Below are 26,078 nucleotides of genomic sequence, written 5' to 3' on the forward strand. Positions count from 1 at the left end.
CCGAAAGAGGGTGCCGTGCGCAGGTCTGGACTGGATGTGGGTCTGGCGATGGCGGCGCACGACTTCCCTGCCGAAGACTGAGAGGATGTGGACATGAGCGATCCCGTTCCCGAGATCCCCGAGATCAATTCGGGCGAGACCCCGATGTGGCGCGTCCTCGACTGCTATCGGGAGCTCGAACTCCAGCTGGCGATCTTCGGCCAGCACCTCAGCGCGCGGCTGGGAATGCGTCCGATCGATCTGCAGTGCTTCAACCTCGTCCACCGACACGAGGCTGTGACAACCGGTGAGCTCGCGCGGATGCTCGCGCTGCCGCCCGCGACGACGACGGGCATCATCGATCGGCTCGTGCAGCAGGGCTGGGTGGCCCGCGAACGCTCGGAGACCGACCGGCGCACCGTCGTCATCCGCGTCGACCCGACCCGCCTGCCCGAATTGTTCGCACAGCTGGCACCTTTGGGAGAGGAGCTCGGCAACGGGCTGTCCGGGCTCGATGACGCGACACTGGAGGCGATTGCCGGGTTCCTCGATCACGCCGCCGAGGCGACCCGCCGGGCGGTCGGAAACGACCGGCGGGGAGACGGCTGAGCGACCGGCGGGGATACGGCTGAGCGACCGCTTCAGCCGGCGAAGCTTCCGCGATCGTCGGACAGCCCGGACTTCAGCCCTTGCGCCGCGTCGTCAGCCAGGATCTCATTCACCCCTCCTTCGAACTGGTCAAGAACGGTGGCAACGAGTTCCTCGGGGCGATTCTTGGGTACGTCGATCCCTGCCATCAAGTCGGTGTCAGTGCTTCCGAGCAGTACCGAGCTGACCTGGATGCCCGCCCCCGCCAGCTCCTCCCGCAGCCCGTTCGACATCGCCCAATTCGCGGCCTTCGACGCTCCATAGGAGTTCGAGTGCTCGTACCCCAGCCACGCCATGACGGAGGAGACATTGAGAAAGGCACCTCGGCCGCGGTTTCGCATGGCCGGAGCGAAGGCTCTGATCATCCGCAGGGCACCGAAATAGTTGACCTCGATCTCTCGCCTGATGTCGTTCAGGTCTCCGTCGACGAGGCGGGCGAAGGATGAGAATCCTGCGTTGTTGATGACGATGTCTGCGTGGCCGACCGCGCGAGCCGCGTCGTCGACGTGTTGCTGGTCGGTGACGTCGAGACGAATAGCGTCGACCCCGGGCAGATCGACGAGCTCTGGATTACGCGCTGCGGCATAGACTCTTTCCGCACCGCGCTCGAGCAGTTGCGCGGCGAACTGCTTCCCCAGCCCGCGGTTCGCGCCGGTGACAATGACGACGCTGTGCTTGATCTTCATGGCAGTGTTTCCTTTCGCATCTCCCGCCGATTCAGGCGGGTACTTCGATGCAAAAATCTGACGTTGACGTCAACTTCAAGGTAAAGAGACACATGTCACAGAATCCGCAGTCGTCGGCGCTCTTGTCGATCGGAGAGACCGCACGTCGCGCTGGCAGCAGTCCGCGCGCCCTCCGCTACTACGAGGAGCAGGGCCTTCTGGCGCCGAAGCGCACCGCAGGAGGTCAACGTCGCTATCCGACCGACGCTGTCGAGCGAGTCGTGCTCTACCGCAGGCTCATCGACGCGGGCCTCGGCACCGCGGTGATCCGAGAGCTACTGCCGTGCATGAATGGTTCAGCGGCCGCTGACACCGTGGCGACGCTGCAGCGCGAACACAAGAAGCTGCTGGCACAAGCTAGGGAGCTCGAAGCGACTGCGGGCAGGCTGGAAAGCATCCTCGCTGCGCTCTGAGTTCTCGTCAGCCGATCGTGACCGCTCGGGTCTCGGACGGCACCCGTCAGGCTGTCGCAGTGCTCGTCACAGCGTTGAGCGCCGCATCGACATCGGCCTCGTCGTTGAAGAGGTGGAATCCGAAGCGCATGTTCCCTCCGGCCTGCGAGTACCGCACTCCGGCTTCGTCGAGTCGGTCGAGGGCACCGGGCCAGGACCGGTCAGCGATGTCCAGGCCGATCGAGACGATCGCCGAATTCGACTCCGCTAGGCCGAGCCCGGTTCTGAAACGGTTGGCCAAAGCGAGGTCGTGAGTGTGGATCTGGTCGACTCCGACGTCGAGCAGCAGTTCGAGCGCGGGCGCCGTGCCGACCCACGAGTGCCAAGCCGGTGAGATGTCGAACGCGCGGGCACCGTCGGCCAGATGCATCGGCATCCCGTAGCTGGCCGCTCCCCCGGCTGCGAACCAGCCCGCTGCCAGAGGCTTGAGTCGGTCGAAGAACGCTGCGCGCCGTGGTTGGTCATCGTGCGCGGCTCCCAACAGCGACGGCATTGTGAGGAACGCCGTCCCGCGTGGGGCGCACAGCCATTTGTAGGCGGCGACAGCGAGGAAGTCGACGTCGGCGGCGTCCAGCGGCAGCCATCCAGCCGCCTGTGTCCCGTCGAGGACAGTCAGGGCCCCGACCTCGCGGGCGCGCTGAGTGATCGCCGGGATATCGGCGACCTCGCCGGTTGCCGACTGAGCGGCGGAGACGGACACGAGCGTCGTGGACTCGTCGACCGCCTCGGCGAGGGTGTCAAGCGGCGCGGTGCGCACCCGCACGCCGCGGTCGGCGTGGACGGCGAATGGGTAGACCCCGGAGGTGAATTCGATGTCGGGGATGAGGACCTCCGCACCGTCGGGAAGTGCCGTGGCGATTGGGGCGAGCAGCTGGGACACGGCCGCCCCGGTGGCCACCTGATCTGCGGGAACACCGACGAGGCGGCCGAAGAGTTCGCGACTGGTGTCGACCGATTCCGCCCACCGCGGCCAAGGCACGCTGCCGACCCGCCATTGGTCGAGGGATCGCTGCATCGCCTCCCACCCGCGCCGAGGCGGCGGACCGTATGAGCAGGAGTCGAGGAAGGCCGTCTGCACGTCCCATTCGGTGCGCGCCTGCGCGATGGTCAAGGGGTGGGCGGAAGGGGTCGCAGTTTCGCAGTCGGCCCGGGCGGAATCGGCATTGATGTCCATGCCAGCGAATCTAGCACTGGAACGACAGGGGCGCCTCGGCGAGTAGACCGAGAGATCGATATCCCCCACGCCTCTCGACGATGCGCACTTGGTGGATCGTTATGAACGGCCGCAGTCGTTGGCAATTTCTCCCACCGCTTTACACTTTGAAACCTTCGTGCAATACTCATCGACATAGCTCCTCGCCGTCCTCCGGGACTGGCGAGGCTTTTTTACATCCAGGAGCCGCAATGTCGCAGCGGCGAAACTCCATCATCAGGGACTGGTCAGAAGCTGTTCTCACAGAAGTCGACGTCTATCGAGGTCTTCCCAACGCCAAACACGACCCAGATTTCTATGGTCGAAACCTTGCCCATAAATCACAGTGGGAGCGGGACCCATCGATTCACGTTACTCACCGCCCTCTTAAATACACCTACAAATATGCGGATGATGGCACCAGGGCCACCGATGGACAGGGAAATTTCCTCATTGCCAAGCGTGAGGAAAAGGGCGTAGACGTACTGTGCGCATTGGGTCTTGTGAGGCGCTCCCTTGAAGATGACATTGACCTCGTCATCCTCTGCACTCAAGATACGGATCTTTCTCACGCTATCGACGAAGTACTCCACTACGGACAAGCCAGAGTGGAGACGGCTTCATGGTTCGCTAAAGACGAATACAGGCGCAGCAAGGAGATTCGACCCAGCCTTAAGGGAATTCGGATCTGGAACACTCGCATGGGGCAGCGAGAATTCTTCGGAAGCATTGATCGCACACAATATTTCTGAGTCGGGCGACGAAGCCTTGCGTGCCGAGTCAACGCGACTGGCAAAGAGCTCCAACTGGGACGGGACAAGCCATTCTTACAGGCAATCGCTTCGGCGAGGTCAGGCCACCCGCTCCGGGTACGAATACGCGTTGAACTTGCCCTTGCGGTTGAAGCCGATCACACTCACGCCGACGTCCTTGCCGTAGTCGACGGCCATCGCCGAGGGGGCGCTGACGGCGGACATCATCGGGATGCCGGCCATCGCGCACTTCTGGACGAGCTCGAACGATGCCCGCGCAGACACCTGCAGGACTGTCGACCGCAATGGCAGGCCGCGGTTGGCCATGGCCCAGCCGATGACCTTGTCAACGGCATTGTGCCGGCCGACGTCCTCACGACCGACGAGCAGTTCGGGTTCTGCGTTCGGATCGTCTCCGACGGCGAAGAGCGCAGCGGCATGGACTCCGCCGGTCTTGTCGAAGATCTCCTGCGTCTGCCGCAGTCGATCGGGCAGCTCACCGATCCGAGCCGCGGAGAGCAGCCGAGGGAACTCGTATTCTCCTTGGTCCTCGACATGAAAGGCAGCGGGGATGAGAGGGAACGCGGAGGTCTTCGTCACGGCATCGGCGGCCGCGGTTCCGCAGATTCCGCACGACGATGAGGTGTAGACGTTGCGGGCCGGCGCCGTCTCGGGATTCCAGATCCCAGGAGCCAGGCGCACCTGGGCCACGTTGTAGTTCCGGCTGCCGTCGGGGGCGAGTCCGGCGGAGAAGTTGACCTCTTCGATATCGTCCATCGAGGTCACGACCGCCTCGGACAGCAGGTAGCCGGCGATGAGTTCCACGTCGTGCCCGGCGGTGCGCATGGTCACGGTGTACTGCTCACCGTTGAGTTGGATCTCCAGCGGCTCCTCCCCAGCCAGGGAATCCGGGCCGGCCGAGATCTCACCGGTGGCATCGAACTTATAGACCCGGGCTCGCACGGCCTTGCGCATCGGCATGTTCGCGTTCCTCTCTCAGACCCGCGGACCGTGGTCGGTGGTGTCCTCGACGGAGGTCTGAATGTGTTCGAGGAGGTCGTCGATGACGGTGATTCCGTCCTTGACCCCGCCCTTCGAACCGGGGAAGTTGATGACGAAGCTGCGTCCCCGCACTCCCGCGACTCCGCGGCTCATCACCGCCGAGGATGTTGATTCGAGACCCTTGCGCCACATCGCATAGATGAGGCCCGGGGACTGGCGTTCGAGGAGTTCGGCAGTGAACTCCGGAGTGCGATCGTCGGGAGCGAGCCCGGTACCGCCGCTGGTGACGATGATGCGAGGACGGTCGGCTTCCGGAGTGTCGACGAGGAGTTGCTTGAGTGCGTCACCGACGGGTTCGCCGTCGCGGACGACGATGGCATCGGGCGTCTCATAACCGCGGCCGCGCAGCCAATCGACGAGGATCGGACCCGTCGTGTCCGCGGCCTCTCCCCTGGCCGCCGAGGTGGAGGCGATGATGACCGCAGCCTTGCGTCCCGCTCCGAGGAGTTCACCGTTCTCTTCGCTCACCTATTTGCCCTCTTCCCAGTTCAATTCCAATTGCGCCCGTGGGCAGCACATCCGGTACGTGCGCCTGCTCGCGGTCTCTGCGCTCACCCGCGAGGCACAGTCTTTGCCTCTATTGTCCCACTCCGGTCAGGGATGGCCAGCGCAATGACCACACTCGGACTGAAGGTATTCAGCGTCTTGCCATGTTCGGCACATACCGTGTGATTGCACTTTCAACCAATCTTGGAGATCACCGTGTACGCAACGACCGGACTGCCGACCTCTGCCCGCGACATCATCACCCTCATCGCCCGGATCGGCCTCGGCGCGATCTTCATCGCCCACGGGTGGCAGAAGTTCAATGAGTGGACCATCGCCGGGACCAGCGATTCGTTTGCGCAGATGGGAGTGCCGATGGCCGATATTGCGGCCCCGGTTGCCACGTTCATCGAACTCATCGGCGGAGCGCTGCTCATCCTCGGCGCGCTCACTCCTCTCGTCGGATTCCTGCTGGCAGCAGACGTCATCGGCGCCCTGATCATCGTCCATCTCACTCCCACCCCGTTCGTCGATCAGGGAGGCTGGGAGCTCGTTGCGGCGCTGGCCGCCGGCGCTCTGCTGATCGCCGCCGCAGGTCCCGGCCGTCTGAGCGTCGACCGCGTCCTCTTCGCCGGCAAGGCAGGCAAGGGGCGCAAGCGCTCGAGCGCCTCTCGTGCCGTGGCCGCTGACGCCTGAGCCGCTGGCCGGAAGTTTCTCACCTCGGCCAAACGGTGGTCACGTTCGGACACTTTCCTCCACCGGCAAGCGTCCGAATGTGGCCACCGTTTGCATTCCAGGCCGCACAGGCGTGCGCGCCTCATCACACGCACACAGGTAATGTGAGGACGAAGCGCGTCGACAACTACGTCAGCAGCCCATGCGCAGTGAAGAGAAGGAGTCACGATGGACGACCTCGACCTGAGCACGCTCATCTGGCTGCGCATGGCTCGCTTCGTCCAGAACAGCAACCAGCTCTCGAACCAGCACCTGCGCCAATTCGGGCTCACCGTCGCTCAGTTCGAAGCCCTTGCCCATATCCGGAATTTCGAACCCATCACCCAGTCCGAACTCGCCGCAGGACTGACCGTCAGCGGCGGCGGGATCTCCCGCATGCTCGTCCGCCTCGAGTCCGAGGGCCTGATCTCCCGCGAACAGGACTGGAAGACCAAACACATCTCGCTGACACCCAAGGGCCGCGACCTCCTCGAGCGCGCGTTCCCCTCCCAGCTTCAGCAGCAGTCATCTCTGTTCAACGATGCTCTCACCGAAGGCGAGAAGGTGCAGCTGCACGCGCTCATGAAGAAGCTCTACGACGCCAGTCGGAAGCGCGGTGAGAATCCGCGGGAATAATCCCAAGGTGGTCTCAGTTGACATGGCAAATGACATTTCCGTCGCCGTCACGAGGAGACACCTTGAGCGAGTCCGCGCACCTGAACACCACCCCGCACCGCCCCTCCGGAACGGCTGATTCCCAGCCGTCACCGCACCCGAACTATATGCACGAATTCGGTCTCGACCGGGGTCAGGGACTGCAGTTCGGGGTCTACAGCCTCGGCGATCATCTGCCTGATCCGCACGACGGATCACGTGTCGACGCAGGCCAGCGCATCCACGAGTTCATCGGCTATGCCCAAGCCGCCGAGGCAGCAGGACTCGACTTCGTCAGCCTCGGCGAGAGCCATCAGGAGTTCTTCGCCTCGCAGGCCCATGCCGTCATCCTCGGCGCCATCGCCCAAGCCACGGACACCATCCGGATCGGCAGCTCCTCGACGATCCTGTCGACCTCGGATCCGGTCCGCGTGTTCGAGAACTTCGCAACGATCGACCTCATCTCCGGCGGCCGCGCCGAACTCGTCGCCGGTCGCGCCTCCCGGGTCGGCCTGTTCGAACTCCTCGGCTACGATCTGCGCGACTACGAAGAGCTGTATGAGGAGAAGCTCGATCTGCTGCTGACAATCAACCGCGAGCAGCAGGTGACCTGGTCGGGTCAGTTCCGGGCACCGCTCAACGACGCCGAGGTCCTCCCCCGCCCCACCGGGCAGGCGCTGCGCATCTGGCGCGCCGTCGGCGGGGCACCGGCGAGCGCGGTGAAGGCGGGACTGGCCGGGGTTCCCATGGTCATGGCCCACCTCGGCGGGACCACCTCGGTGTTCAAGGGCACCGTCGATGCCTACCGTCGCGCGGCCGCTCATGCCGGATTCGATCCGGCGACCCTGCCGATCGCCACGGCCGGTTTCTTCCACGCGGCGGAGACTTCGCAGGAGGCGCTGCGGACGATGTATCCGCACATCAACGAGGGGATGAAGCGCACGAACGGACAGGGCATGCCCAAGCAGCACTTCGCGCAGAGCGTCGACCCGGCATCCATCGCGAACATCGGCAGCCCGCAGCAGATCATCGAGAAGATCCTCCACCAGCATGAGGTCTTCGGTCATCAGCGCTACCTCGCACAGGTCGACTTCGGCGGGATGGCGTATGCGGACGTGATGAACCAGATCGAGATCATCGGTACCGAGATCCTCCCCGCCGTGAAGAAGTACACCGCTGCCGCGCCCGCGGTTTCGGAGGCTGAATCCACCGGATCCGCGTTCGGCACTGTCGGCTCCGCATCCGACTCCGCCGGCTCCGCTTTCGACTCCGCCGAGGAGGCCCTGTCATGAAGCTGGTTCTGCTGTCCGGGTCGAACGTCGGAACGAAGACCCGGACCGTGATCGATCACCTCGCCGAGGCGGTCGCCGCCTACGACCCCACCATCGAGGTGAGCGTCATCGACCTCGCCGAGGCGGACATGATCTTCGCCGACGGGCGGCACTTCACCGAGTACACCGGTGACACCGGACGGGTGGCCAGGGAGCTCATGGCCGCTGATGCGATGATCATCGGCACCCCGATCTTCCAGGCGTCGATCCCGGCGGCACTGAAGAACGTCTTCGATCTGCTGCCGACGAGCGCCTTCCTCGACAAGGTCGTCGGCGTCATCGCCACGGCGGGGTCGTCGAAGCACTATCTCATTCCGGCCCAGCACCTGCTGCCGATCCTCAGCTACATGAAGGCGCAGGTCGTCCAGCCGTACGTGTTCATCGAGGAGAGCGACCTGCACCGCGGCGAGATCGTCAGCCATGACGTCCTGCAGCGCCTCGACCGCCTCGTCGAGGACACGATCGTGCTCACCCGCACTTTTGCCTCGATTCGGGAGGAGCGGGACGCCGCCTACGGGTTCTGATTACGGGCGCTGACGCGGCAGCATCCCTGCACTTTCACACTCGTTCGGCAGAGACACGAATCATGTGATGATGTAGAATTACATCATGCAACGCACTCAGATTTCATTGACCGTCGAAGCCCGCAGGCTGCTCGATAACGAAGCGTTACGGACGGGCCGATCGATTTCTGCGTTGATTCGAGATGCCGTTGAAAATACATATGGTGCGGGTCGAAGCACCGACGACGATTACAGCGCCATCGAAGAGGCTTTTGGCGCGTGGATCGATCGACAAGAGGACGGGGAAGCCTACGTCGAAAGCCTACGCTCCGGAGACAGGTTCAACCGAGCGCTGACGCAATGACTGTCGTCGATACATCCGTCCTCATCGATGTCCTCCGTGGACGCGAGGCGGCGAAAGCTGCGCTCTTCGCAGCACGCGCGGACGGCCCTCTGCATGCCAGCGAAATGAGTCGCCTCGAAGTGCTCGCTGGAATGCGAACAGGGGAAGAAAACCCAACTCGCAGCCTGTTGTCCGTTCTCACCTGGCACCCGGTCGACGAGTCGATCTCGGAGCTCGCGGGCGAGCTGGGCAGAGCCTGGCTGCCCGGCACTCGCGGTATCGATTCAGCCGATTTGGCTATCGCAGCGACCGCAGTATCTCTGAGCACAACTCCCCTGACGCTCAACGTCAAGCACTTCCCCATGTTCCCTGGCTTGAGCGCTCCGTATTAGCCCGGCGCACAACCGGCCAATCCACTTTCGGCAGCTGCTCGATCCAGCGAATCGATACACCCTGCTCTGAATTTCACAGCGAGGAAAGTGGTCATTTCAGAGGAACCTATACAGAACCAGAACGTGCGCTCCGACGAAAGGCTCGCGCCCACCAACGCGCACCCCAATTTGGCCGACGACGCGCTCGAGCCGCACCAGCGCCCGGCAAATCCGGTGCCCCAGATCACCCGATTTGCCGGGCCAGGCGGGCCTGGATAACCTGAAAGCGGAAGGAACCAGTCGGGACGACCCGGCTGAGTGAGATTCACAATGAGGACGGCCTCAGAGACAGGAAGACCTTTCATGACCGCCGCCCTCCGTTCAATCATCACGCCGACCGCAATCCTGCGACTCGTCCTCGGTTGGGGCGTCTTCATCGCCCTGCAGTTCATGGGCTCTCTGCTTGCCCCGCCGGTCCCCCTGCCGCTTCTCGTGACCGCGCTCATCGTCATCATCGCGGTCATCCTCATCTGCGCCTTCGGCGTCGTCACCGAGGCCGAGCACTTAGCGAACCGCCTCGGCGATCCCTACGGTTCGCTCGTGCTGACGATCTCGATCTGCCTCATCGAGGTCATCCTCATCGCCGCGGTGCTGCTGGGCCCGGGCGATCACGCGACGATCGCCCGTGATTCGGTGATGGCGGTGTCGATGATCATCCTCGGCGCGGTCGTCGGCCTGTGTCTGCTCGTCGGCGGGCTGCGGCACGGGGCGCTCACCCACAATCGCACCGGCGTCTCGAACTACCTCGTCATGATCGTCGTGTTCGCCGCCCTCGCTTTCGCCGTGCCCGCCCTCATCGGCACCCCCGATGGCGCCTACGAGATCTGGCAGGAGATCCCGATCATCGTGGTCACCGTCGGCGCCTACGCCTTCTTCCTCTACCGACAGATGGGACCGCAGGCCCACGAGTTCACCGAGGCGGCCCCCGTCGGTGTCGCCACGGCGGGCGCCTCATCGTCTACGGAAACGACATGCCCCTCCCTCACCGAGGCGGCCGACCAGGCCGAATTGCGCCGTCCCCAGGAAGCCGGCCAGTCCGAATCACGCCGCCCGGAGGCGGCCGACCTGGCTGGCGACGAATCACAAGGAATCGTCGCGATCATCTCGACCCACCGTGTGGAGATCGCCGTTCGGCTGACCCTCCTCGTCGCCACGGTGCTGCCGATCGTGCTGCTCTCCCATGACATGGCCTCGTTGCTCGACGACGGTCTGGGCCGCCTCGGCGCTCCTGTTGCTTTGTCCGGGGTGGTCATTGCGATGATCGTGTTCCTGCCCGAGACGCTGACGTCTCTGCGCGCGGCGTGGAACGGGGAGATCCAGCGCGTGAGCAACCTCTGCCATGGAGCACAGGTCTCCACGGTGGGGCTGACGATTCCGACGGTTCTGGTCATCGGCATGCTCACCGATCAGCCGATCGTGCTCGCCGAGTCACCGATCAACCTGGCGCTGCTGGCGATCACCCTGCTGGTCTCGATCATTGCGTTCGCGGGCAGACGCGTCACGGCCGTCCATGGAATCGCGCTGCTCGTCGTCTTCGCGGTATTCGGACTCGCCCTGTTCGCATGAGGCGGCTCAGTCGGGCGTGCCGACGAACACCCCAGTCCTGTCGGCACGCCTGAGACCGTCCGGGTCACCTCGCCCCGGGCAGCGACTCCGTCTGTTCCGCAGCCGCCGGGGCCGTCGCGCCCGACCCCATGTCTGTCGCGTCCGCAGCTCCCGCACCCGCGGCCGCCGGGTCCGCAGCTCCCGATTCCGCGGCCGACGCGGTCGCGGGCACCGGTTCGTGCAGGGCGAGTAAGTCATCGTAGGTTTCGCGGCGCACGACCAGCCGGGACCGGCCCTCCGCAACGAAGACCACGGCCGGTTTGAGCGCACCGTTGTAGTTGTTCGCCATCGTGTATCCGTAGGCCCCGGTCGTGGCCAGCACGAGGGTGTCGCCGACCTCAGCCGGTGGCAGAGATGCTCGGTCGACGAGGAGGTCGCCGGATTCGCACTGCCGACCGACGACCTGCGCGGTCTCGGTCCAGGGGTCGCAGACCCGATTGGCGAGGATCGCCTCGAAACGCTGCCCGGTCAGGGCGACATCGAGCTGATCGGCCAGTCCCCCGTCGACGGCGACGAACGTTCGTCCCGTGCGTTTGACCGTGGTGACCTCGTAGACAGTGACGCCGGCGCGAGCGACGATCGAACGGCCCGGTTCAATGAGCAGGCGAGCCTCGGCCGGCAGATGTCTGCGGGCGGCCGAGACGATGGCGTCGAGGTAGTCGTCGATGCCGGGATCGTCATCGTCATACGTGTACCGCACGCCGAGGCCGCCGCCGACGTCGTAGGTGGCGAAGGTTCCGGCGCTGGAGATCTTCTCGACCGCCTCGGCGAACTGTGTGGTGTCGAGGATCTGCGAGCCGATGTGCAGATGCACACCCTCGAAGTCCATGAGCGGGTGGGCGCGCATGCGCTCGATGGCCGCCCTCGCCTGGTCCATGGGCAGACCGAACTTCGAATCGAGTCCGCCGGTGGCCTGCGAGGCATGTGTCTTCGCCTCGACGCCGGGGATGACCCGCAGCAGAAGCTTCTGGGACGAGGTGAGAAGGCGCTCGAGCCGATCGATCTCGTCCTCGTTGTCGACGATGATCGTGTCGACCCCCGCCTGCAGCGCCATGCTCAGTTCGGCATCGGTCTTCGCATTGCCGTGGAAGTGGATCCGGTCGGGACGGACTCCGGCGGCGAGCGCCATCCGCAGCTCCCCACCTCCGGCGACGTCGATGCTCGCTCCTTCGTCATGGGCCAGTCGGTACATGCCCACCGCAGGGAAGGACTTCGAGGCGAAGAGGACTTGCGAGTTCGGCCACCGTGCCGCCAGCCCGTCGACGAATGCACGGATCCGCCGGCGCAGACCCGCTTCGTCGTAGACGTACAGGGGTGTCCCGTACCGGGCGGCGAGGTCGGTGACGGGTACGCCTCCGATCTCGAGCACCCCGTGGGAGTCGACCCCGGCCGCCTCGGGCAGGATCGACCACAGCTCTCCTAAGCGGGTGCCTTCCGGGGCCGGCTTCACGGCAGCCAATGTCGTCCCGGAGGTCGGGGCCGTGTCGGCGGTCGGAGCCGTATCGGCGGTCTCAGCCGTGCTGTCGGTCGGGGCCTTCCCGTCGACGTGGGCCGTATCGGGAGTCGGGACCTGCGGGACGTCGTTGTTGTTCATCGGGTTCTGTCTCCTGTCGTCACGGGGTCGTCTCGCCTGCTTCGGCATAGTCCTCGCCCGCGCGGTGGGGAACGAGGACGACGGGTACCGGCGAGTTCTTGAGGATCTTCGCTGCGCGTGAGCCGAGCGACAGTCGGGTGAGCGCCCCGAGGGTGCGGGAGCCGACCATGAGCACCTCGTCCAGCTCCCAGGGCACACGGCCCACGGCCTCGCTCCAGTTCCGACCCGACCCGAAGACCGATTCGACCGCAGTGGGCCGACGGTCGAGCCTCGAGATCTCGCCGGCGAGCGTCTGAGTGCGTTCATCGATCTCGGCCGCCCACTCGTCGACGACGGCGTCCTCGACATCGGCACCGACCCCCGCTTCGAGGCCCGTCGTGACCCTGCCCTGGCGGGGTGTGAAGGCGACGATGCGCAGGGGGCAGTCGGCGAGCGCGGCGACGGCGGCCGCACCGATGACGAGTCCAGCCGACGTTTCGGTGCCGTTGAACGCCGCACTGATGCGGCTGACGCGGGCGTCATCGGCGGTGTCGAAGCCCTGCGGGGCCACAGCCACCGGCAGCGGCGCACTGTGGAGGAGGCCGGTGGAGACACCGCCGAGGCGGATCAGTCCGGGCGGGGCGTCCGCGGACGACCCGAGGACGAGGCGGAAGGCATCCGCTTCGCGGCACACCTGCAGGAGACCGTTGCGCGGGGATCCGGCCTCACGAGTGACACGTTCGACCGCGAGATCGGCGGGAACCGCCTCGGCTGCAGCCTGCAGGCATCGTTCGGCCTCGACTGCGCGGAATCTCCTGTATTCGGCGTCGACGCGCACACCCGTCCCCCACGGGCTGGAGAGGATGGAGGCCAGCACGAGCGAATGCCCGTAGGACCGGGCCAGGAGCGCGCCGAGGCGGACGGGTGGGCGGGGGTCCCTGCCGGGGACGACGCCGACGACGATGCTCATCGGTTTGCCTCCGTATTCGCGGCGAGTTCGCGCCCGAGCACCGAGTTCCTGCGACCGGTGAAGAAGTACCAGGTGAGGACCACGGCCGTCCAGACGAGGAAGACGATGATGGTCACGAGGCGCAGGTCCTTGATGATCCACAGGCAGCCGATGATCGACAGGATCGGTATAACCGGGTAGAAGGGGACCTTGAAGCTGCGTTCGAGGTTCGGCTCTCGGCGGCGGAGGACGATCACGGCGATGGACACCACGAGGAACGCGGCGAGCGTGCCGATCGAGGTCATCTCGGCGAGGAAGTTGATGGGCAGGACGCCCGCGAGGACGGCGACCGCGGCCGAGACGATGACGGTGTTGCGCACCGGGGTCATCGTCCGCGGGTTGACCTGTTGGAAGACCTTCGGGGCCATGCCGTCCTTGGACATGGCGAAGAGGATGCGGGTCTGTCCGTAGAGGACGACGAGGGTGACGCTGAAGATCGAGATGACCGCGCCGATGGCGACCACGGTGCCCGGCCATTGAGCACCGACGATGTCTTCGAGGATCGCGGACAGACCGGCCGACTGCCCGTCGAAGTCCTCTGCCCGCTGTGCCCCGATGCCGGCCAGCGCCACGAGGACGTAGACCGAGGCGACGATGACGAGCGCGGAGATGATGGCGATGGGCAGATTGCGGTGGGGGTTCTTCGCCTCGTCGCCGGCCGTAGCGACGGCGTCGAGTCCGACGAAAGAGAAGAAGATGATCCCGGCACCGGTCATCACTCCGGCGAAGCCGAAGGGGGCGAAGTCGGCGAAGTGGTCAGCGTTCCACCCAGTGAAGGCGACGGCGGCAAAGAACACGAGCACTCCGACCTTGATGATGACCATGACGGTATTGGTGATCGCCGACTGAGAGGCTCCGCGGATGAGCAGCAGCGCACACAGGATGATGAGCACGACCGCCGGCAGATTGACGATGCCTCCCTCCTCGGGCGCATACGACAGAGCTTCGGGCAGGTGGAAGCCGAAGAGATTGAACATCAGCTGATTGACGTACTGCGACCATCCCACGGCCACTGCCGCCGTCGAGACGCCGTATTCGAGCAGGAGGCAGGCGGCGACGCCCATCGCCGGCAGCTCGCCGAGGGTGCTGTAGGCATAGGAATAGGAGGAGCCGGAGACCGGCACGCTGCCGGCAAGCTCGGCATAGCAGAGGGCGGAGAGGCCCGCGACGACTCCGGCGATGATGAAGGAGACGATCACGGCCGGCCCGGCGATCGGAACCGCCTCGGAGAGGATGAAGAAGATGCCGGTGCCGATGGTTCCGCCGACGCCGATCATCGTCAGCGGCACCAGACCGATGCTTCTCTTCAGCCCACTCTCGGCGGTCTCACTGTAGGTGGGGATGGGCTTCACTCGGAAGAGCTGTTGGCGCAGCGTGGGCATGACTTCTCCAGACATCGTTGTCGTGTGGTCGTGTGGTCGGGTGGGAGGGGCTCGGGTCAGTCTGCGAGGACTCGGTAGCAATCGACAGCCGAGGTCACGGCGCCACGGACGAATCCGGACGGGGATGCCGCGACCGCGGTGAGGAAGTCGACCACCTCGGCGGTGATCTCCTCCCCGGGCATGACATTGGGAACACCGGGAGGGTAGGCGGCCAGCGAGTCCGCGGAGATCCGGCCCACCGCCTCGGCGACGGAGACGATCTCGGTGGACGCGAAGTACCCGTCCCGGGGGCGCACCCGCATCCGCCCGGGTGCGGGCAGCTCCGGGAAGTCCGTCCGCACACCACCGCTGGCAGCCTCGGCCCGGCCCGCCGGCGAATCGACGACTTCACCGAGGGCGGCGAAGACGGCGTCGACATCGGGTGTCTTTCCTGCGCCGATGACGGCGACCAGCGTGGTGTCGGTCGACATCTCGAAGAACACATCGTGGCCGGACATGAGCCGGTCGCGGATCCAGTGGGCGCTGATGCCGGTCGCCGAGACATCGATGGGCACCCGGAGGAGATCGGTGTCGGCGATGTCGGGGAAGTTGCCGAAACCGGTGCTGACGTCGGCGAAGCGGTCATCGGTGCGCACCAGTTCGCGCAGGTGCAGCGCGGTGTCGATCGATTGGCCGATCCCGTCCTCACCGGTGGCCAGAGTACGGCGGGCGACATCGAGCGATCCCATGAGCAGCGCCGAGGACGACGTCGAAGCCGTCATCGTCATCGCCCGGCAGATGAGAGGGTCGAGCACCTCGGCGAAAGGACCCTCACCGAGGTGGAGCATCGCCGACTGGGTGAGTGACCCGGCGAGCTTGTGGGTGCTCGAGATGACCAGATCGGCGCCGAGGCGGGTCGGAGACTCGGGCAGGCTCGGGTGGAATCCGAAGTGCGGGCCCCAGGCTCCGTCGACGATGAGCGGTGCCCCGTGGGAATGGGCGACGTCGGCGAGACCGCGAACGTCGGCGACGGAACCGAAGTAGCTCGGAGACACGATGTAGACCGCCGAGGCGGGACGGCCTTCATTGTCGGCCAGCCGCAGTGCCGACTCGAGGGAGGCCACGGAGACACCGTGGGCGATCCCATTGGCGGAATCGACCGAGGGCGAGACGTAGCTGGGATGGAGGCCGGCGAGGACGATGCCGTCGCTGAAGCTCGAGTGAGCGCTGCGCTGAGCGATGACATGATCTCCGAGCCCGGCGACGGCGAGCGCGACGGTGCGATTGGCCTGGGAGGCGCCGTTGGTGAGGAACCAGGTGCGGCGGGCTCCCCAGGCGTCGGCGGCCAGTGCCAGCGAGTCGGCGAACGGGGAATCGTCCTCGAGGTCGATGCCTTCGAGCAGCATGGGCACGTCGAGGCGGACGGCGCGGTCGCCGATGAAGTCGGCGAGGAGCCCGCTGTTGCCGGCCTCGGTGCCGCCGTGTCCGGGGACCATGAGTTTGATCGGGTCGCGGGAGGCCAGCGCGCTCAGCGCCTGCGCGTACGGCGCCTGATCCTGGTCGAGACGGTGACGGCGACCGAGGCGATGCTGCGAGCCTGGTGTCTGCGTGAGCGATTCCAACATAGGGCTATCGTTGCGCATCGGATCGGCGGGAGGAATCCCCCAGATCCCTGGTTCGCTCCATACACCGTATGGCGCGACGGGTGTGAACGGCTTAGGATCGGGGAATGCTCGATCTTCGTCAGATGCAGGCCCTGACCGCAGTGGCCCAAGCAGGGTCGGTGGCGCGTGCGGCCAAGCAGCTGGGCTGGAGCCAGCCTTCGGTCGACTACCACCTGCGCAACCTCGATCGGCTCTGCGGCACCGCCCTGGTCGCCCGCTCGACTCAGGGCACGACGCTGACGGCGGCCGGGGAGATCATGCTCGATCGGGCGCAGAGGATCCTCACGCTGTCACAGCGGGCCCTGCACGATGTGCGTGCCCATGGACAGTCCGGCCTGACGCGGATGAAGTTCGGCACCTTCCCCACCGCCGCCTCGGCGCTGCTGCCCTCGATCGTCAAGAAGTCGAAGCACGCCGGACTGCACATCGACAGCACCCTCGAGGAGATCCACCAGCTCGTCGCCCATGTCAATCAGCATGAGTACGACGCGGTGCTGCTCTATTCGGTGCCCGGCTACGAGCTGCCCTTCACCCCGGCGGTGAGCACGACCGAGGTCTTCCGGGAACCGCTGCACCTGGCCCTGCCGGTCTCCCACCCCTTGGCGCAGCGGGAGTCGATCGATGTGGAGACGCTGGTCGGACTACAGGACGAGAACTGGCTGCTCGGATCGACGCGCGGCGACCCGATTGACACCATCGTCGTCGACACCTTCAGGGCCGCAGGGCATCAGCTGGAGGTCGAGTTCCGCACCGACGACTATGCGGTGATGCTCGGCATGATCGCCGCGGAGATGGTCATCGGCCTCGTCCCGCTGCTCGCCTCGATGGGCCACCATCCGGGCGTCGCTCTGCTGCCCATCGAGGATCCCGCGTTCTCCCGCTCGCTCCTGCTGGCCACCCCGCACAGTCCCGCCGGCTCCGAGGTCGAGAAGAACACGAGACGACTCTCGGACATCATCACCGAGTGCCTGAGACTCATCGGATAGCGGCGCAGTCGACCGGCGAGCCGGCCGCTCAGCTCCCGGCCATCTCCCGCAGGGCGTTCTTACGGATCTTGCCGGTCGACGTCGTCGGCAGCTCGGCGACGAATTCGATGCCGGCCGGGGCCTTGTAGGAGGCGATGCGAGTCTTGACGAAGGCGATGAGATCGGCTTCGGTCGCCTCGGTGCCGGGCGCAAGGACGACGTAGGCCAAGGGTCGCTGTCCCCACTTCTCGTCGGGCATTCCGACCACGGCCGCCTCGGCGACGGATTCGTGGGCGACGAGGGCCTGCTCGACCTCGATGGTGGAGATGTTCTCCCCGCCGGAGATGACGATGTCCTTGGCGCGGTCGAGGATCTGGACGTACCCGTCCTCGTGCATCACGGCGAGGTCACCGGTGTGGAACCAGCCGCCGCGGAACGCCTCGGCGGTGGCTTCGGGCGCGTTGAGGTAGCCCTTCATGACGTTGTTGCCGCGCATGACGATCTCTCCCATCGTCACCCCGTCGCGGGGCACGTCGGTGAGGACATCGTCGTCGCGCAGCTCGACCACGCGCATGCGCTCGGCGCTGATCATGCCGATCCCCTGTCGGGACTTCAGCTTCGCGCGTTCCTCCACCGGCAGGCCGGTCCATTCGGGTTGCGGTTCGCACGAGGAGTACGGGCCGTAAGATTCGGTGAGTCCGTAGACGTGGATGACCTCGATGCCGAGGCCTTCGAGGAGGGCGATCGTCGTCGGCGACGGCGGGGCGCCGGCCGTGGTGATCGATAGCGATCCACCCAGATCGTGGGCTTCCTCGGCCCCGGCGATCGTGTTGAGCACGACGGGAGCACCGGCCATCCGCGTGACCTTCTCTTCGTCGATGAGCCGCCAGGCCTCGGGCCCGCGCACGGCTCGGATGCACACGTGCGTGCCCGACACCGCGGTCAGCGCCCAGGTCGTGCACCAGCCGTTGCAGTGGAACATCGGCAGCGTCCACAGGTATTTCGTCAGTGGCGCGAAGCCCTGCGTGACGACCTCGCCGAGCGAGTTCAGGTACGCCCCGCGATGGGTGTACATGACGCCCTTCGGCCGACCCGTCGTGCCCGAGGTGTAGTTGACGGTGATCGTCGCGGTCTCGTCTTCGACTTCATAAGCGCGGGGTGATTCCGGCGCCGAGGCGGTCCAGTCGGCATACGCTTCCACGCGCAGATCCGCGGCGGCCACCTCACCTGGGGTGCCGTCTTCGTCGGGGTGGACGACGATCGTATCGACGGCGTTCGCAGCCCTGGCATCGACGACCGGCTGGAGGAGTCCGGCATCGCCGAAGAGGAATTTCGCCTCGCTGTGGCCGAGGATGTACTCGACCTCGGGCGGAGCCAGTCGGGTGTTGAGCATGACGAGCACGCCGCCTGCCAGCGGGACCGCGTAGTGGGCGATGAGCGCCTCGGCGCTGTTGGGGGCGAGCACGGCGACCGTGTCCCCGGGCTGCAGTCCACGGCGGACGAGTCCTTCGGCGAGGTTCTGGACGGTCTCGGCCATCTGCCGGTAGGTGAAGCGGCGGGGCCCGTCGACGATCGCCTCCCGATCCGGGTGAGCCTCGAGCGAACGCTCGAGGAAGCGCAGCGGAGTCAGGGCGGTATCGAGTCCGGACATGGCAGGTCTCCTCATCGTCGATGATCGTGGCAGCCGTCGGCAGGAACAGCTGCGACGGTGTTCGTCATCAGATTACCGAGCGACTGTGATCGCGTGCACACCACCCCTCGCCGAGGCGGCCGGCCGTCACAGTGCACGTTCCCCATCTTCGTGCTTCGGAGTCCGTGTCTGAGCGTTGAACGGGTGATTTCCACAGCCCGACGAGGGCGATGTCGTTGCTATTCGCAGCCGATTCCATCGCCGTCGCGGTCGAGGTGGGACCCGTAGCCGGGGTCGCCTCGGCGAACGGGTGCGGCACTGGCTTCGCGGGCGGCTGTGCAGTTCTCGAAGTAGGACGCCGAGTTCGATGAGCCGCTGGATGATCCGCTCGTGGTTCCGCTCGTTGAGGAGCCCGACCCGGACGATCCCGAGCCGGTCGAACCCGAGCTCGAGGATTTCTGACCTGCCGGCCGGGTCTCTTCCTTCGTGGTGACGTTGTCACCGTCGCCGGGGCCGGGCCAGTCGGCATTCTCGGTGAAGGCGGGCTGGTCGTCGCACTTGTCGAGCACGCGTTCCATGGCGGACTTCTCCGCTGGGACCACCCACAGCTCGTATTTGTGCTTCACGGCGATCTGTCGGGCGACGTATTCGCAGCGGTAGGACTTGTTCGGCGGCAGCCAGGTCGCGGCGTCGCCGTCGCCCTTCTGCCGGTTGAGGCTCGAGCTCACGGCGAGCAGGTTGAGCGGGTCGTTGCCGAACTCCTTCAGCGTCTCCTCGTTGAACTTGAAAGCCCCGGTCTGCCAGGCGTTCGAGCGGGCGACGACATGGTCGATGTCCACGGCGTTCGCGCTGCGGTCGAAGTCGTAGGTCTCACCCTGATACGGGTCGGCCAGAGTCCCGGCCAGCACGATGCATCCGTGAGTTCCGGCTTTGAGGGTGATGTCCGTGAGGTCGCGGCGGAGCACGTCGTTGCGGGTGTCGCAGCCGTTGTGATCGGTGTCCGAGCGCCATTTGAACAGGTCACCGTCGTAGCCGGTCTTCGGGGCCCGGCCCTTGACCGTGAGTTCGTCCAACATCGCCGAGGCGGTCCCCGTCGCTGCGCTGCCCGCATGGCCCTCACTTCCCCCGCTTTCGCCGTCGTCGCCGGCACCGTCGCTGTCGGATGATGCCGGCGCAGGTGCTTCGGCGGATGACGTCGAGGCGTCACGGGTCGGTTTCGGGTCGGCCGTACTCGATGAGGCGGTGTCGACGGTCGGCTGGGCATCCTCGGCGCATCCGGAGAGGAGGCCGATGGAAAGGACTGCTGCGAGTGCCGCAAGTGTACGGCGTGAGGAAGAGAGCAAGTGCGTGGGCTTTCGGGCGTGCAGGCTCGCCGGCTCGGCGAGATGGTTCAGACGTGGTCGTGGACCGAGCCGGCGAAGCCGCTGCTCGATCCACTCCCATCAGTGTAGAGCCAGCGGTGCGACGATGACATACGGTCGGCAGGAACGTGTCCCTTTCGTTAGGTACGCGGCAACTCTTATGAGATAGGAAGATAATCCGACCGGAGAAGCATCAGATCACGAGCGGAGAATCAGATCGGAAAACAGCCGCTGACCATGTGGCGCACAGGCGTAGACTGCCAACAGAACTTGTTCTCGAAACCTAGAAAGCCGTGATGCTCAATGAGCGAGGATCCCAACGTTGAGGCCCTCCGCCAGGACGATTCCAACTGGAAGCTGGGCCTTTTCTACGCATCGTTGCGAGACCGCGCTCCGCTGGTTCCGAAGCGCTATGGCTGGGGGCGGACCGTCAATTTCGGCAGTCCTTGGGTCTGGCTGGCCGGAGCCATTGCAATCATCGTGGTTGTTTGGGGTGTGTTCTTCTGACGAACGCCCCGAGAGCGAGGCACCGCTAGTCCACAGCGTGGCCCGCCTTCGGCGAACTCTGGCCATCTTCTTCCCAGCACCTCACGCCGACCGGCGGGTGGGTGCATGATGGAGGGGAACGGTGAGCAGCCTCGGCGAGGAGGATCTTCGATGCGACACGATGAGGAGCGTCCGGGCACCAGCGGGTTCCTGGCCGACGGGACGGTGCCGGGGCACTGGACGCAGGTGCTCAGGTCGATGCGGGCGAATCCGTTCACGCACCTCTCGCTGGATGAGGTGCGCACCGAGGCGGCACACCAGCTCATCATCGCACCTTCCCCCGAGGTGGCCCGTGCGTGCTTCGGGGAGATGCTCGATGCATGCGGGGACTCGGTTGAGGTCGTCAGGCTCGAGGATCTAGTGCCGGACCGCGTCCCTGCGGGGACGTGGGTGTTTCTGCCGCATCGGCAGGACGGTTGGACGGATCTCGAGGACGCCTCAACGAAGCTGCGGGCGGCTTTGGTCAAGGAGAATTCGTCACGGCAGTCCGAAAGCAAGCTGGTCCTCATGGAGTACGGGATCAACCTATGGATGTGGGCGGAGCCGCCGTCGAGTGGCGGCGACCCCGTCTGCCACGCCGGCGAACTCATCAGCTGGGAAAGCGCGTGGGCGCTGGGCGCGAGCGGAAGCGATGAAGATGGCACCGTGGGCGCAGAGCATGAACCGGGAAACATAATGGACGCGGGCAACAACTCTGCAGCAATGCCGTTACCGTCGACTGTATCGGCCCGCCCGCCGATCTACTTCGGCCTGCCGCCCGTCCTCCGCAAGCGCCGCTGGGACAACTGAGCACATCCTCTGGCATACCCCTCGCCGACCGCTCGCCTTAGCGTCGAGCGCACAAACTATACAGCGAGCGGTCGACGCTAAGGTGAGCGGTCGGCGAGCACGAATGTGGCTGAGGTGAGCGGTCGACGCTAGCGTGCGCGGTCAACAGGCCCGGTGGATCGTCAGGTCCGTGCGTCCGGGATGGACACTGTCGATCAGTGCCCGAGTGGACCGGTCATAGTCTCCGCCCAGCATTCGGCGGTAGGGACGCGCACGTTCCTCGGGCAGTCCCGTGATCCGAGAGGTCAGTCGCGCTGCTTCCCGTTCTCTGCCGGCGGTGCCGAGCCCGTCCGCGTCATAGACGACGTGGAGATCAAGAGTTTCGATTCCGACATACCACAGTGCACCATGTGTCAGCGGAAATAGCAGTGATTCGAGGTCGCCGCTGATTCCGCGTGGGCCCAGTGTTCGACTGTCGTCTCCTGCTGTGACGATGATCAGTGCTTTCCTGCCCATGAGCCGACCGTCGCCGTATCGTCTCGGCAGACCAGTGGAGTCATCGACCTCACCTTGCGCGAAACCGGTCTGCAGCACGCGGTCGATCCATCCTTTGAGCATCGCGGGTGGCCCGTACCACCACAGCGGAAACTGGAGAACCAAGAGTTCGGATGCCGCCAGCCGCTGCTGTTCGCGTCTCACCTCAGGCTCGACCTCACCCCGGGCGTAGGCTTCGCCAGTCAGCTCCGCCAGGTTCCCAACGGCGCCGGACAGACTTCCGAGATCATGTTCACCGAGCGTCGGGTTGAAGCGTTCGGCGTAGAGGTCTGACACCGTGAGCTCGTACTTTTCGGCCAGGGCGGCTCGGCCAACCTGGAGCAGGTGCCTGTTGAGCGAATCTGCCTGCGGATGTGTGTATACCCAGTGAGCGCGACCGGAGATTGGTTCATGAAATGAGTTCATGACTCAATTACATACGAGGCACAAGAGACGGAGAATAGGCGACATGATCAAAATGATGCTTCATCGTCTAAAATGAGGACGTGGATGCTCTGACAAATGTGCTCACGCATATCCGGTCGTCCGGCGCGCTGCTGGGAAGGACCTTGGCGAATCCGCCATGGTCTGCGGTGTTCGCGGAGAAGTCCTCTCTGACTCTCGTCGCCATGATCCGGGGTGATGCGTGGATCGTCGATGGCGGACAGTCTCACCGGCTCGGGCCCCATGACATAGCCGTCATCGTCGGACAGACCCCTTTCGAGGTCACCAGTGACCCCGGAATGTCGTCTGATCCCATGTACGTCCAGACAGAGTCGGGAGTCTGCCTTGCCGCAGACGGAGGTATGGCTGACAGCATTGCGTTGGGGACCCGGACCTGCGGCACACAGTTGGATGCCGATGACACTATGTTGACCGGGTCATTCACTGTGAACGGTCGCGTAGCCGACCGCCTGCTGACGACACTCCCTCGGGTATTCGTCGTGCCGCACGAGTCCCAGCGCACGAAGACGCTGGGTCTTCTTGAGGCGGAGATCATGCGCGAAGAGCCCGGGCAACAGGTCATCCTCGATCGGCTGCTCGACGTCGTGCTGGCTGCGGCGCTGCGGGACTGGTTCGCAATGCCCGAAGTTCAGGCCCCAGGCTGGTACCGCGCGAGCTCCGACCCGACCGTGGGCGCCGCGCTCAGCGCTATCCATGACTCCCCGCAGCGCCCATGGACCATCGCGACTCTGGCCGAACAGTCCAACGTCTCGCGAGCGACGCTGGCGAGACGTTTCACCGAACTGCTGGGAGAGCCGCCTCTGACATACCTGACAAGCTGGCGTCTGTGCTTGGCCGCCGACCTCCTCGAACAGAGCGACTCGACAGTCGAATCCGTGGCGCTCGAAGTCGGCTACTCCAGCGGATACTCACTGAGCACTGCCTTCTATCGCGAGTACGGGATCCGCCCCAGCCGGTATCGCAGGGCGTCAGCCGACGCCTGACGGCATCTGCTCCATCACGCCTCGGCGACAACGACTCCGGCCGCCACGAGCAGCACGAAATACCCCCAGGCGTGGAGGACCTCGGGGATCTTCGGCACCTGCCGCCGAACCCGAAGAGCACGGTGGTCAGGCAGACGAGTCAGCCGATGAGAACGAGCCCGAGGAAGTCCATGCTCTCAGGGATTCAGAGTCGGGCGATGAGCAGCGGCTGAGTCACTGCTCCGACATAGCCGATCTCATCAGCCAGGTCGCCATTGGCGACACCGCGACCATCGGGGCCGACATGGGTGCGGACGTTCATGTTCAGCCACTCGGATCGCGGTTCCCGCGCGAAGGTCAGCGACAGCGACGGTGGGATGAACGTCCACTCCCCGTACGGCAGAGCTGCCGAGACGCCGTTGGCCGAGTCTGCCACGATGACGAACCGTTGAATCGGGCTGGTGTCCTCACCTGCGACGAGCGGGATGCGCGGGCGTACCCAGACATCGGCCGCCCCGAGTTCCTGGAGCCCCCCGGAGACGAAGCGCCATTCGATAGCGCGACCGTAGCCCCAGTCGCGGCTGATGCCGGGGAAGTACTTCTGCTCCTGCGGTTCCGGCACCGAGGAGGCGTCGAAGGTCGAGGCCACCTCAACGCTGGAGTCGGGTGTCGAGCGCATCCGCCACGCGGTCGAGGTGACGGTCAGACGATCCTCGGCCCAGAGTTTGGCCTCGACGAGTTCGATGCGCTTTCCGGGTCTCACGATCGTCGCCTCGGTGCGGATGCGGCCCTGCGGGATGGGGCCGAGCATGTCGATCGTCAACCGGCCGATGCTCATCGCTTCGTCCTCACGGACTCGTTCGACTGCGCGGGCGAGCAGCGCTGCGGGCGGCCCGCCGTGCTGCATGCGTTCGTCCCAGGGGCTCGTCGTGGCCCGGGTCGAGTCGAATTCGTTCTCACCGCGAGGAAGGTAGAAGGCCTCAGGCAGTGGTGTGACCTCGTTGTCTGTCACGAATCCTCCTCAATCGTTCGTTAAGTACTCAGGCTACTGCCTCTCGGCCTTTGCGGAGCATGAAAGCGCGAATTCCTTCTTGCTGTCGGCGATCACCTCGGTTTCGAAGGAGTTCTTCCACGTCCGCAGCGGTCGTTTCTGCTGGGCGATGGCTGCACGGCCAGCCTGGGCGGTGTCGCGCAGGAGGGCGAGCGCGTTCGCCTGGCCCCTATTGTCGACGGCGATGGTGAGGACGTCGACCGTGCGGCTTCGGCTGAGACTTCAAACCTCTCCTAGGCCAACCAATCCACCTGGTTACACTTATAAGTGAAACTACCCTTGGAGCCAAGGTCTGATCAGCAAAATATGGGGGAGGCCATGACCGCTGCAGCATCATCCGAACGCATCAACATCAGCGAGGAAACCGTCGAAGAGGCTCGCAATTTTGACGTGCCGAACGATGCCTCTCTCGCTATGCGTCACAGCGACGGAAGAACCACCGAACTCCCGTCAGGCATCCAAGAAGCACTGCTGCATGCACTGCAGGGGATCGCCAAACAGGGAGCTGTCTCAATAGGGCAGCTTCCGGCCGAACTCACCTCGACCGTTGCAGCAGATTTGCTCAGTGTCTCCCGGCCCACCTTGATGAAGTGGACTGCGCAAGGCCGGATAAGTTCATACAAGCGAGGGAGTCACACACGCTTCCACCGAGACGAAGTACTGGACTTGATACGAAGCAACGCAGAATCTCGTCGCGAAGCCTTCGAATCCCTGCGGCAAGTGGATGAGGAGCACGAACAGTTCATTGATGGCTGATTCAGCTCGCAATTCAGTTCGACCCCTTCACCAGCACTGCCGAGACGCCCGACGCTGACATGCCGCAGCGGGTCTTTGTCGATGCGAACATCTTCTCCAGTCGGACGCTTTTGGACTGGATGTTTCACCTGAGGCAAGCCAACGAAGGCATGTTTCAATTGCATTCAACCGAAGACGTATTCGACGAGGTCATTCAGGACTTTCCGGGCAGCGGCGAATTCTCCGGACAAGACCCCAAGGACTATCACGTTCACGCTGCAGCACTCGCCGCAGGCTCGGACTTCATCGTTTCAGCAGACGACCCGTCAGATATCACTACGACTCCAGACGCGCAGCCCTACGACGTGGTCTCGCCTGACGACTTCTTCCTCCTCGTAGTCGATTCGTCTCCGGACCGCATTCTCCCGATCACTCGAAGTCAGTATGAATACTGGAAATCAAGGCCAAGGTATCGACAGCTCGATGAGGCGCTGTTGAGAGCAGGTTGCCAGCAGTTCGCCACTCGAGTGCGCTCAGCGTTGAGCGAACTGGCGCAGATACCTGACTGAGGTCCCAC

The 26,078-nt window shown here is 64.9% G+C and carries 27 protein-coding genes; 15 read left to right on the forward strand and 12 right to left on the reverse strand.

Annotation, left to right across the window (positions count from 1 at the left end):
* Positions 1–93 precede the first annotated feature (93 nt).
* Positions 94–588, forward strand: a complete 495-nt coding sequence (locus HF684_RS14950; RefSeq protein ID WP_169253112.1) for a MarR family transcriptional regulator — start codon at positions 94–96, stop codon at positions 586–588.
* A 32-nt stretch (positions 589–620) separates the two neighbouring features.
* Here the strand turns inward: HF684_RS14950 and HF684_RS14955 are convergent, their stop codons facing one another.
* Positions 621–1,313: an SDR family oxidoreductase gene (locus tag HF684_RS14955; RefSeq protein ID WP_169253113.1), complete on the reverse strand. Its 693-nt coding sequence runs from the start codon at positions 1,311–1,313 to the stop codon at positions 621–623.
* 92 nt (positions 1,314–1,405) lie between these two features.
* Here HF684_RS14955 and HF684_RS14960 point away from each other — a divergent pair, with 92 nt between their 5' ends.
* Positions 1,406–1,765 (forward strand): MerR family transcriptional regulator, encoded by a 360-nt coding sequence (locus HF684_RS14960; protein ID WP_211168010.1) that lies wholly within the window; start codon positions 1,406–1,408, stop codon positions 1,763–1,765.
* 46 nt (positions 1,766–1,811) lie between these two features.
* Here the strand turns inward: HF684_RS14960 and HF684_RS14965 are convergent, their stop codons facing one another.
* Positions 1,812–2,978 carry an aminotransferase class V-fold PLP-dependent enzyme gene (locus HF684_RS14965; RefSeq protein WP_169253114.1) on the reverse strand — a complete coding sequence of 389 codons (1,167 nt, stop codon included), beginning with the start codon at positions 2,976–2,978 and terminating at the stop codon, positions 1,812–1,814.
* Between the two features lie 230 nt (positions 2,979–3,208).
* Between HF684_RS14965 and HF684_RS14970 the strand changes: the two genes are divergently transcribed.
* Complete coding sequence (locus HF684_RS14970; protein WP_169253115.1) at positions 3,209–3,748, forward strand: hypothetical protein; 540 nt, start codon at positions 3,209–3,211, stop codon at positions 3,746–3,748.
* Positions 3,749–3,847: 99 nt separating this feature from the next.
* On the opposite strand, the gene fdhD is transcribed toward HF684_RS14970, so the two are convergent.
* Positions 3,848–4,729: a formate dehydrogenase accessory sulfurtransferase FdhD gene (gene fdhD, locus HF684_RS14975; RefSeq protein ID WP_169253116.1), complete on the reverse strand. Its 882-nt coding sequence runs from the start codon at positions 4,727–4,729 to the stop codon at positions 3,848–3,850.
* Between the two features lie 15 nt (positions 4,730–4,744).
* Positions 4,745–5,278, reverse strand: a complete 534-nt coding sequence (locus tag HF684_RS14980) for a MogA/MoaB family molybdenum cofactor biosynthesis protein (protein ID WP_169253117.1) — start codon at positions 5,276–5,278, stop codon at positions 4,745–4,747.
* A gap of 234 nt (positions 5,279–5,512) precedes the next feature.
* Here HF684_RS14980 and HF684_RS14985 point away from each other — a divergent pair, with 234 nt between their 5' ends.
* The 6 genes from HF684_RS14985 (at position 5,513) to HF684_RS15015 (ending at position 10,838) form a co-directional block, all read left to right on the forward strand.
* On the forward strand, positions 5,513–5,992 hold the full coding sequence (locus HF684_RS14985; protein ID WP_169253118.1) for a DoxX family protein: 480 nt from the start codon (positions 5,513–5,515) through the stop codon (positions 5,990–5,992).
* Between the two features lie 207 nt (positions 5,993–6,199).
* Entirely contained in the window at positions 6,200–6,646 is a 447-nt protein-coding gene (locus HF684_RS14990; protein ID WP_169253119.1) for a MarR family transcriptional regulator, read from the forward strand.
* 62 nt (positions 6,647–6,708) lie between these two features.
* A complete protein-coding gene (locus tag HF684_RS14995) occupies positions 6,709–7,956 on the forward strand; it encodes an LLM class flavin-dependent oxidoreductase (protein WP_248278969.1) in 1,248 nt (415 codons plus the stop codon).
* The gene (locus HF684_RS15000; RefSeq protein ID WP_169253120.1) at positions 7,953–8,519 is read left to right on the forward strand and encodes an NADPH-dependent FMN reductase; all 567 of its coding nucleotides are present in this window, start codon (positions 7,953–7,955) and stop codon (positions 8,517–8,519) included. Before HF684_RS14995 ends, HF684_RS15000 begins: the two co-directional genes overlap by 4 nt.
* A gap of 85 nt (positions 8,520–8,604) precedes the next feature.
* Positions 8,605–8,862, forward strand: coding sequence for a CopG family transcriptional regulator (locus HF684_RS15005; RefSeq protein ID WP_169253121.1), 258 nt, complete (start codon positions 8,605–8,607; stop codon positions 8,860–8,862).
* A gap of 713 nt (positions 8,863–9,575) precedes the next feature.
* The gene (locus HF684_RS15015) at positions 9,576–10,838 is read left to right on the forward strand and encodes a calcium:proton antiporter (RefSeq protein ID WP_169253123.1); all 1,263 of its coding nucleotides are present in this window, start codon (positions 9,576–9,578) and stop codon (positions 10,836–10,838) included.
* A 64-nt stretch (positions 10,839–10,902) separates the two neighbouring features.
* Here the strand turns inward: HF684_RS15015 and lysA are convergent, their stop codons facing one another.
* The 4 genes from lysA to HF684_RS15035 are packed head-to-tail and all read right to left on the reverse strand — an operon-like array spanning position 10,903 to position 16,445.
* Entirely contained in the window at positions 10,903–12,471 is a 1,569-nt protein-coding gene (gene lysA / locus HF684_RS15020; RefSeq protein ID WP_169253124.1) for a diaminopimelate decarboxylase, read from the reverse strand.
* Between the two features lie 19 nt (positions 12,472–12,490).
* Positions 12,491–13,420 (reverse strand): universal stress protein, encoded by a 930-nt coding sequence (locus HF684_RS15025; protein ID WP_169253125.1) that lies wholly within the window; start codon positions 13,418–13,420, stop codon positions 12,491–12,493.
* Positions 13,417–14,841 carry an amino acid permease gene (locus HF684_RS15030; RefSeq protein WP_169253126.1) on the reverse strand — a complete coding sequence of 475 codons (1,425 nt, stop codon included), beginning with the start codon at positions 14,839–14,841 and terminating at the stop codon, positions 13,417–13,419. Before HF684_RS15030 ends, HF684_RS15025 begins: the two co-directional genes overlap by 4 nt.
* A gap of 56 nt (positions 14,842–14,897) precedes the next feature.
* Complete coding sequence (locus HF684_RS15035) at positions 14,898–16,445, reverse strand: amino acid decarboxylase (RefSeq protein WP_248278970.1); 1,548 nt, start codon at positions 16,443–16,445, stop codon at positions 14,898–14,900.
* A gap of 104 nt (positions 16,446–16,549) precedes the next feature.
* On the opposite strand from HF684_RS15035, the gene HF684_RS15040 reads away from it, so the two are divergent.
* Positions 16,550–17,470, forward strand: coding sequence for a LysR family transcriptional regulator (locus tag HF684_RS15040; RefSeq protein ID WP_169253128.1), 921 nt, complete (start codon positions 16,550–16,552; stop codon positions 17,468–17,470).
* A 28-nt stretch (positions 17,471–17,498) separates the two neighbouring features.
* Here the strand turns inward: HF684_RS15040 and HF684_RS15045 are convergent, their stop codons facing one another.
* Positions 17,499–19,100: an AMP-binding protein gene (locus tag HF684_RS15045; RefSeq protein ID WP_211168011.1), complete on the reverse strand. Its 1,602-nt coding sequence runs from the start codon at positions 19,098–19,100 to the stop codon at positions 17,499–17,501.
* Between the two features lie 218 nt (positions 19,101–19,318).
* Positions 19,319–20,422, reverse strand: a complete 1,104-nt coding sequence (locus HF684_RS15050) for a DUF1524 domain-containing protein (RefSeq protein ID WP_211168012.1) — start codon at positions 20,420–20,422, stop codon at positions 19,319–19,321.
* A gap of 321 nt (positions 20,423–20,743) precedes the next feature.
* On the opposite strand from HF684_RS15050, the gene HF684_RS15055 reads away from it, so the two are divergent.
* Together HF684_RS15055 and HF684_RS15060 are read left to right on the forward strand one after the other, a co-directional pair.
* A complete protein-coding gene (locus HF684_RS15055) occupies positions 20,744–20,947 on the forward strand; it encodes a DUF5808 domain-containing protein (protein WP_169253130.1) in 204 nt (67 codons plus the stop codon).
* Between the two features lie 150 nt (positions 20,948–21,097).
* Positions 21,098–21,775, forward strand: a complete 678-nt coding sequence (locus tag HF684_RS15060; RefSeq protein WP_169253131.1) for a hypothetical protein — start codon at positions 21,098–21,100, stop codon at positions 21,773–21,775.
* A gap of 141 nt (positions 21,776–21,916) precedes the next feature.
* Here HF684_RS15060 and HF684_RS15065 read toward each other — a convergent pair whose 3' ends face one another.
* Positions 21,917–22,714, reverse strand: coding sequence for an NAD(P)H-dependent oxidoreductase (locus tag HF684_RS15065; protein WP_169253132.1), 798 nt, complete (start codon positions 22,712–22,714; stop codon positions 21,917–21,919).
* An 80-nt stretch (positions 22,715–22,794) separates the two neighbouring features.
* Between HF684_RS15065 and HF684_RS15070 the strand changes: the two genes are divergently transcribed.
* Positions 22,795–23,736: an AraC family transcriptional regulator gene (locus HF684_RS15070; RefSeq protein ID WP_169253133.1), complete on the forward strand. Its 942-nt coding sequence runs from the start codon at positions 22,795–22,797 to the stop codon at positions 23,734–23,736.
* A gap of 184 nt (positions 23,737–23,920) precedes the next feature.
* Here the strand turns inward: HF684_RS15070 and HF684_RS15075 are convergent, their stop codons facing one another.
* Complete coding sequence (locus tag HF684_RS15075) at positions 23,921–24,727, reverse strand: thioesterase family protein (protein ID WP_248278971.1); 807 nt, start codon at positions 24,725–24,727, stop codon at positions 23,921–23,923.
* Between the two features lie 357 nt (positions 24,728–25,084).
* On the opposite strand from HF684_RS15075, the gene HF684_RS15080 reads away from it, so the two are divergent.
* Positions 25,085–25,522, forward strand: a complete 438-nt coding sequence (locus tag HF684_RS15080; protein ID WP_169253134.1) for a helix-turn-helix domain-containing protein — start codon at positions 25,085–25,087, stop codon at positions 25,520–25,522.
* 59 nt (positions 25,523–25,581) lie between these two features.
* A complete protein-coding gene (locus HF684_RS15085; RefSeq protein ID WP_169253135.1) occupies positions 25,582–26,070 on the forward strand; it encodes a PIN domain-containing protein in 489 nt (162 codons plus the stop codon).
* Positions 26,071–26,078: the final 8 nt, after the last annotated feature.

Source organism: Brevibacterium sp. 'Marine' (assembly GCF_012844365.1).
Lineage (GTDB): Bacteria > Actinomycetota > Actinomycetes > Actinomycetales > Brevibacteriaceae > Brevibacterium.

Coding starts and splice junctions, on each gene's coding strand:
- HF684_RS14950 (WP_169253112.1), top strand. CDS start 94: ATGAGCGATCCCGTTCCCGAGATCCCCGAGATCAATTCGGGCGAGACC.
- HF684_RS14955 (WP_169253113.1), bottom strand. CDS start 1,313: ATGAAGATCAAGCACAGCGTCGTCATTGTCACCGGCGCGAACCGCGGG.
- HF684_RS14960 (WP_211168010.1), top strand. CDS start 1,406: ATGTCACAGAATCCGCAGTCGTCGGCGCTCTTGTCGATCGGAGAGACC.
- HF684_RS14965 (WP_169253114.1), bottom strand. CDS start 2,978: ATGGACATCAATGCCGATTCCGCCCGGGCCGACTGCGAAACTGCGACC.
- HF684_RS14970 (WP_169253115.1), top strand. CDS start 3,209: ATGTCGCAGCGGCGAAACTCCATCATCAGGGACTGGTCAGAAGCTGTT.
- fdhD (WP_169253116.1), bottom strand. CDS start 4,729: ATGCCGATGCGCAAGGCCGTGCGAGCCCGGGTCTATAAGTTCGATGCC.
- HF684_RS14990 (WP_169253119.1), top strand. CDS start 6,200: ATGGACGACCTCGACCTGAGCACGCTCATCTGGCTGCGCATGGCTCGC.
- HF684_RS15000 (WP_169253120.1), top strand. CDS start 7,953: ATGAAGCTGGTTCTGCTGTCCGGGTCGAACGTCGGAACGAAGACCCGG.
- HF684_RS15005 (WP_169253121.1), top strand. CDS start 8,605: ATGCAACGCACTCAGATTTCATTGACCGTCGAAGCCCGCAGGCTGCTC.
- HF684_RS15015 (WP_169253123.1), top strand. CDS start 9,576: ATGACCGCCGCCCTCCGTTCAATCATCACGCCGACCGCAATCCTGCGA.
- lysA (WP_169253124.1), bottom strand. CDS start 12,471: ATGAACAACAACGACGTCCCGCAGGTCCCGACTCCCGATACGGCCCAC.
- HF684_RS15025 (WP_169253125.1), bottom strand. CDS start 13,420: ATGAGCATCGTCGTCGGCGTCGTCCCCGGCAGGGACCCCCGCCCACCC.
- HF684_RS15030 (WP_169253126.1), bottom strand. CDS start 14,841: ATGCCCACGCTGCGCCAACAGCTCTTCCGAGTGAAGCCCATCCCCACC.
- HF684_RS15035 (WP_248278970.1), bottom strand. CDS start 16,445: ATGTTGGAATCGCTCACGCAGACACCAGGCTCGCAGCATCGCCTCGGT.
- HF684_RS15040 (WP_169253128.1), top strand. CDS start 16,550: ATGCTCGATCTTCGTCAGATGCAGGCCCTGACCGCAGTGGCCCAAGCA.
- HF684_RS15045 (WP_211168011.1), bottom strand. CDS start 19,100: ATGTCCGGACTCGATACCGCCCTGACTCCGCTGCGCTTCCTCGAGCGT.
- HF684_RS15055 (WP_169253130.1), top strand. CDS start 20,744: ATGAGCGAGGATCCCAACGTTGAGGCCCTCCGCCAGGACGATTCCAAC.
- HF684_RS15060 (WP_169253131.1), top strand. CDS start 21,098: ATGCGACACGATGAGGAGCGTCCGGGCACCAGCGGGTTCCTGGCCGAC.
- HF684_RS15065 (WP_169253132.1), bottom strand. CDS start 22,714: ATGAACTCATTTCATGAACCAATCTCCGGTCGCGCTCACTGGGTATAC.
- HF684_RS15080 (WP_169253134.1), top strand. CDS start 25,085: ATGACCGCTGCAGCATCATCCGAACGCATCAACATCAGCGAGGAAACC.
- HF684_RS15085 (WP_169253135.1), top strand. CDS start 25,582: ATGCCGCAGCGGGTCTTTGTCGATGCGAACATCTTCTCCAGTCGGACG.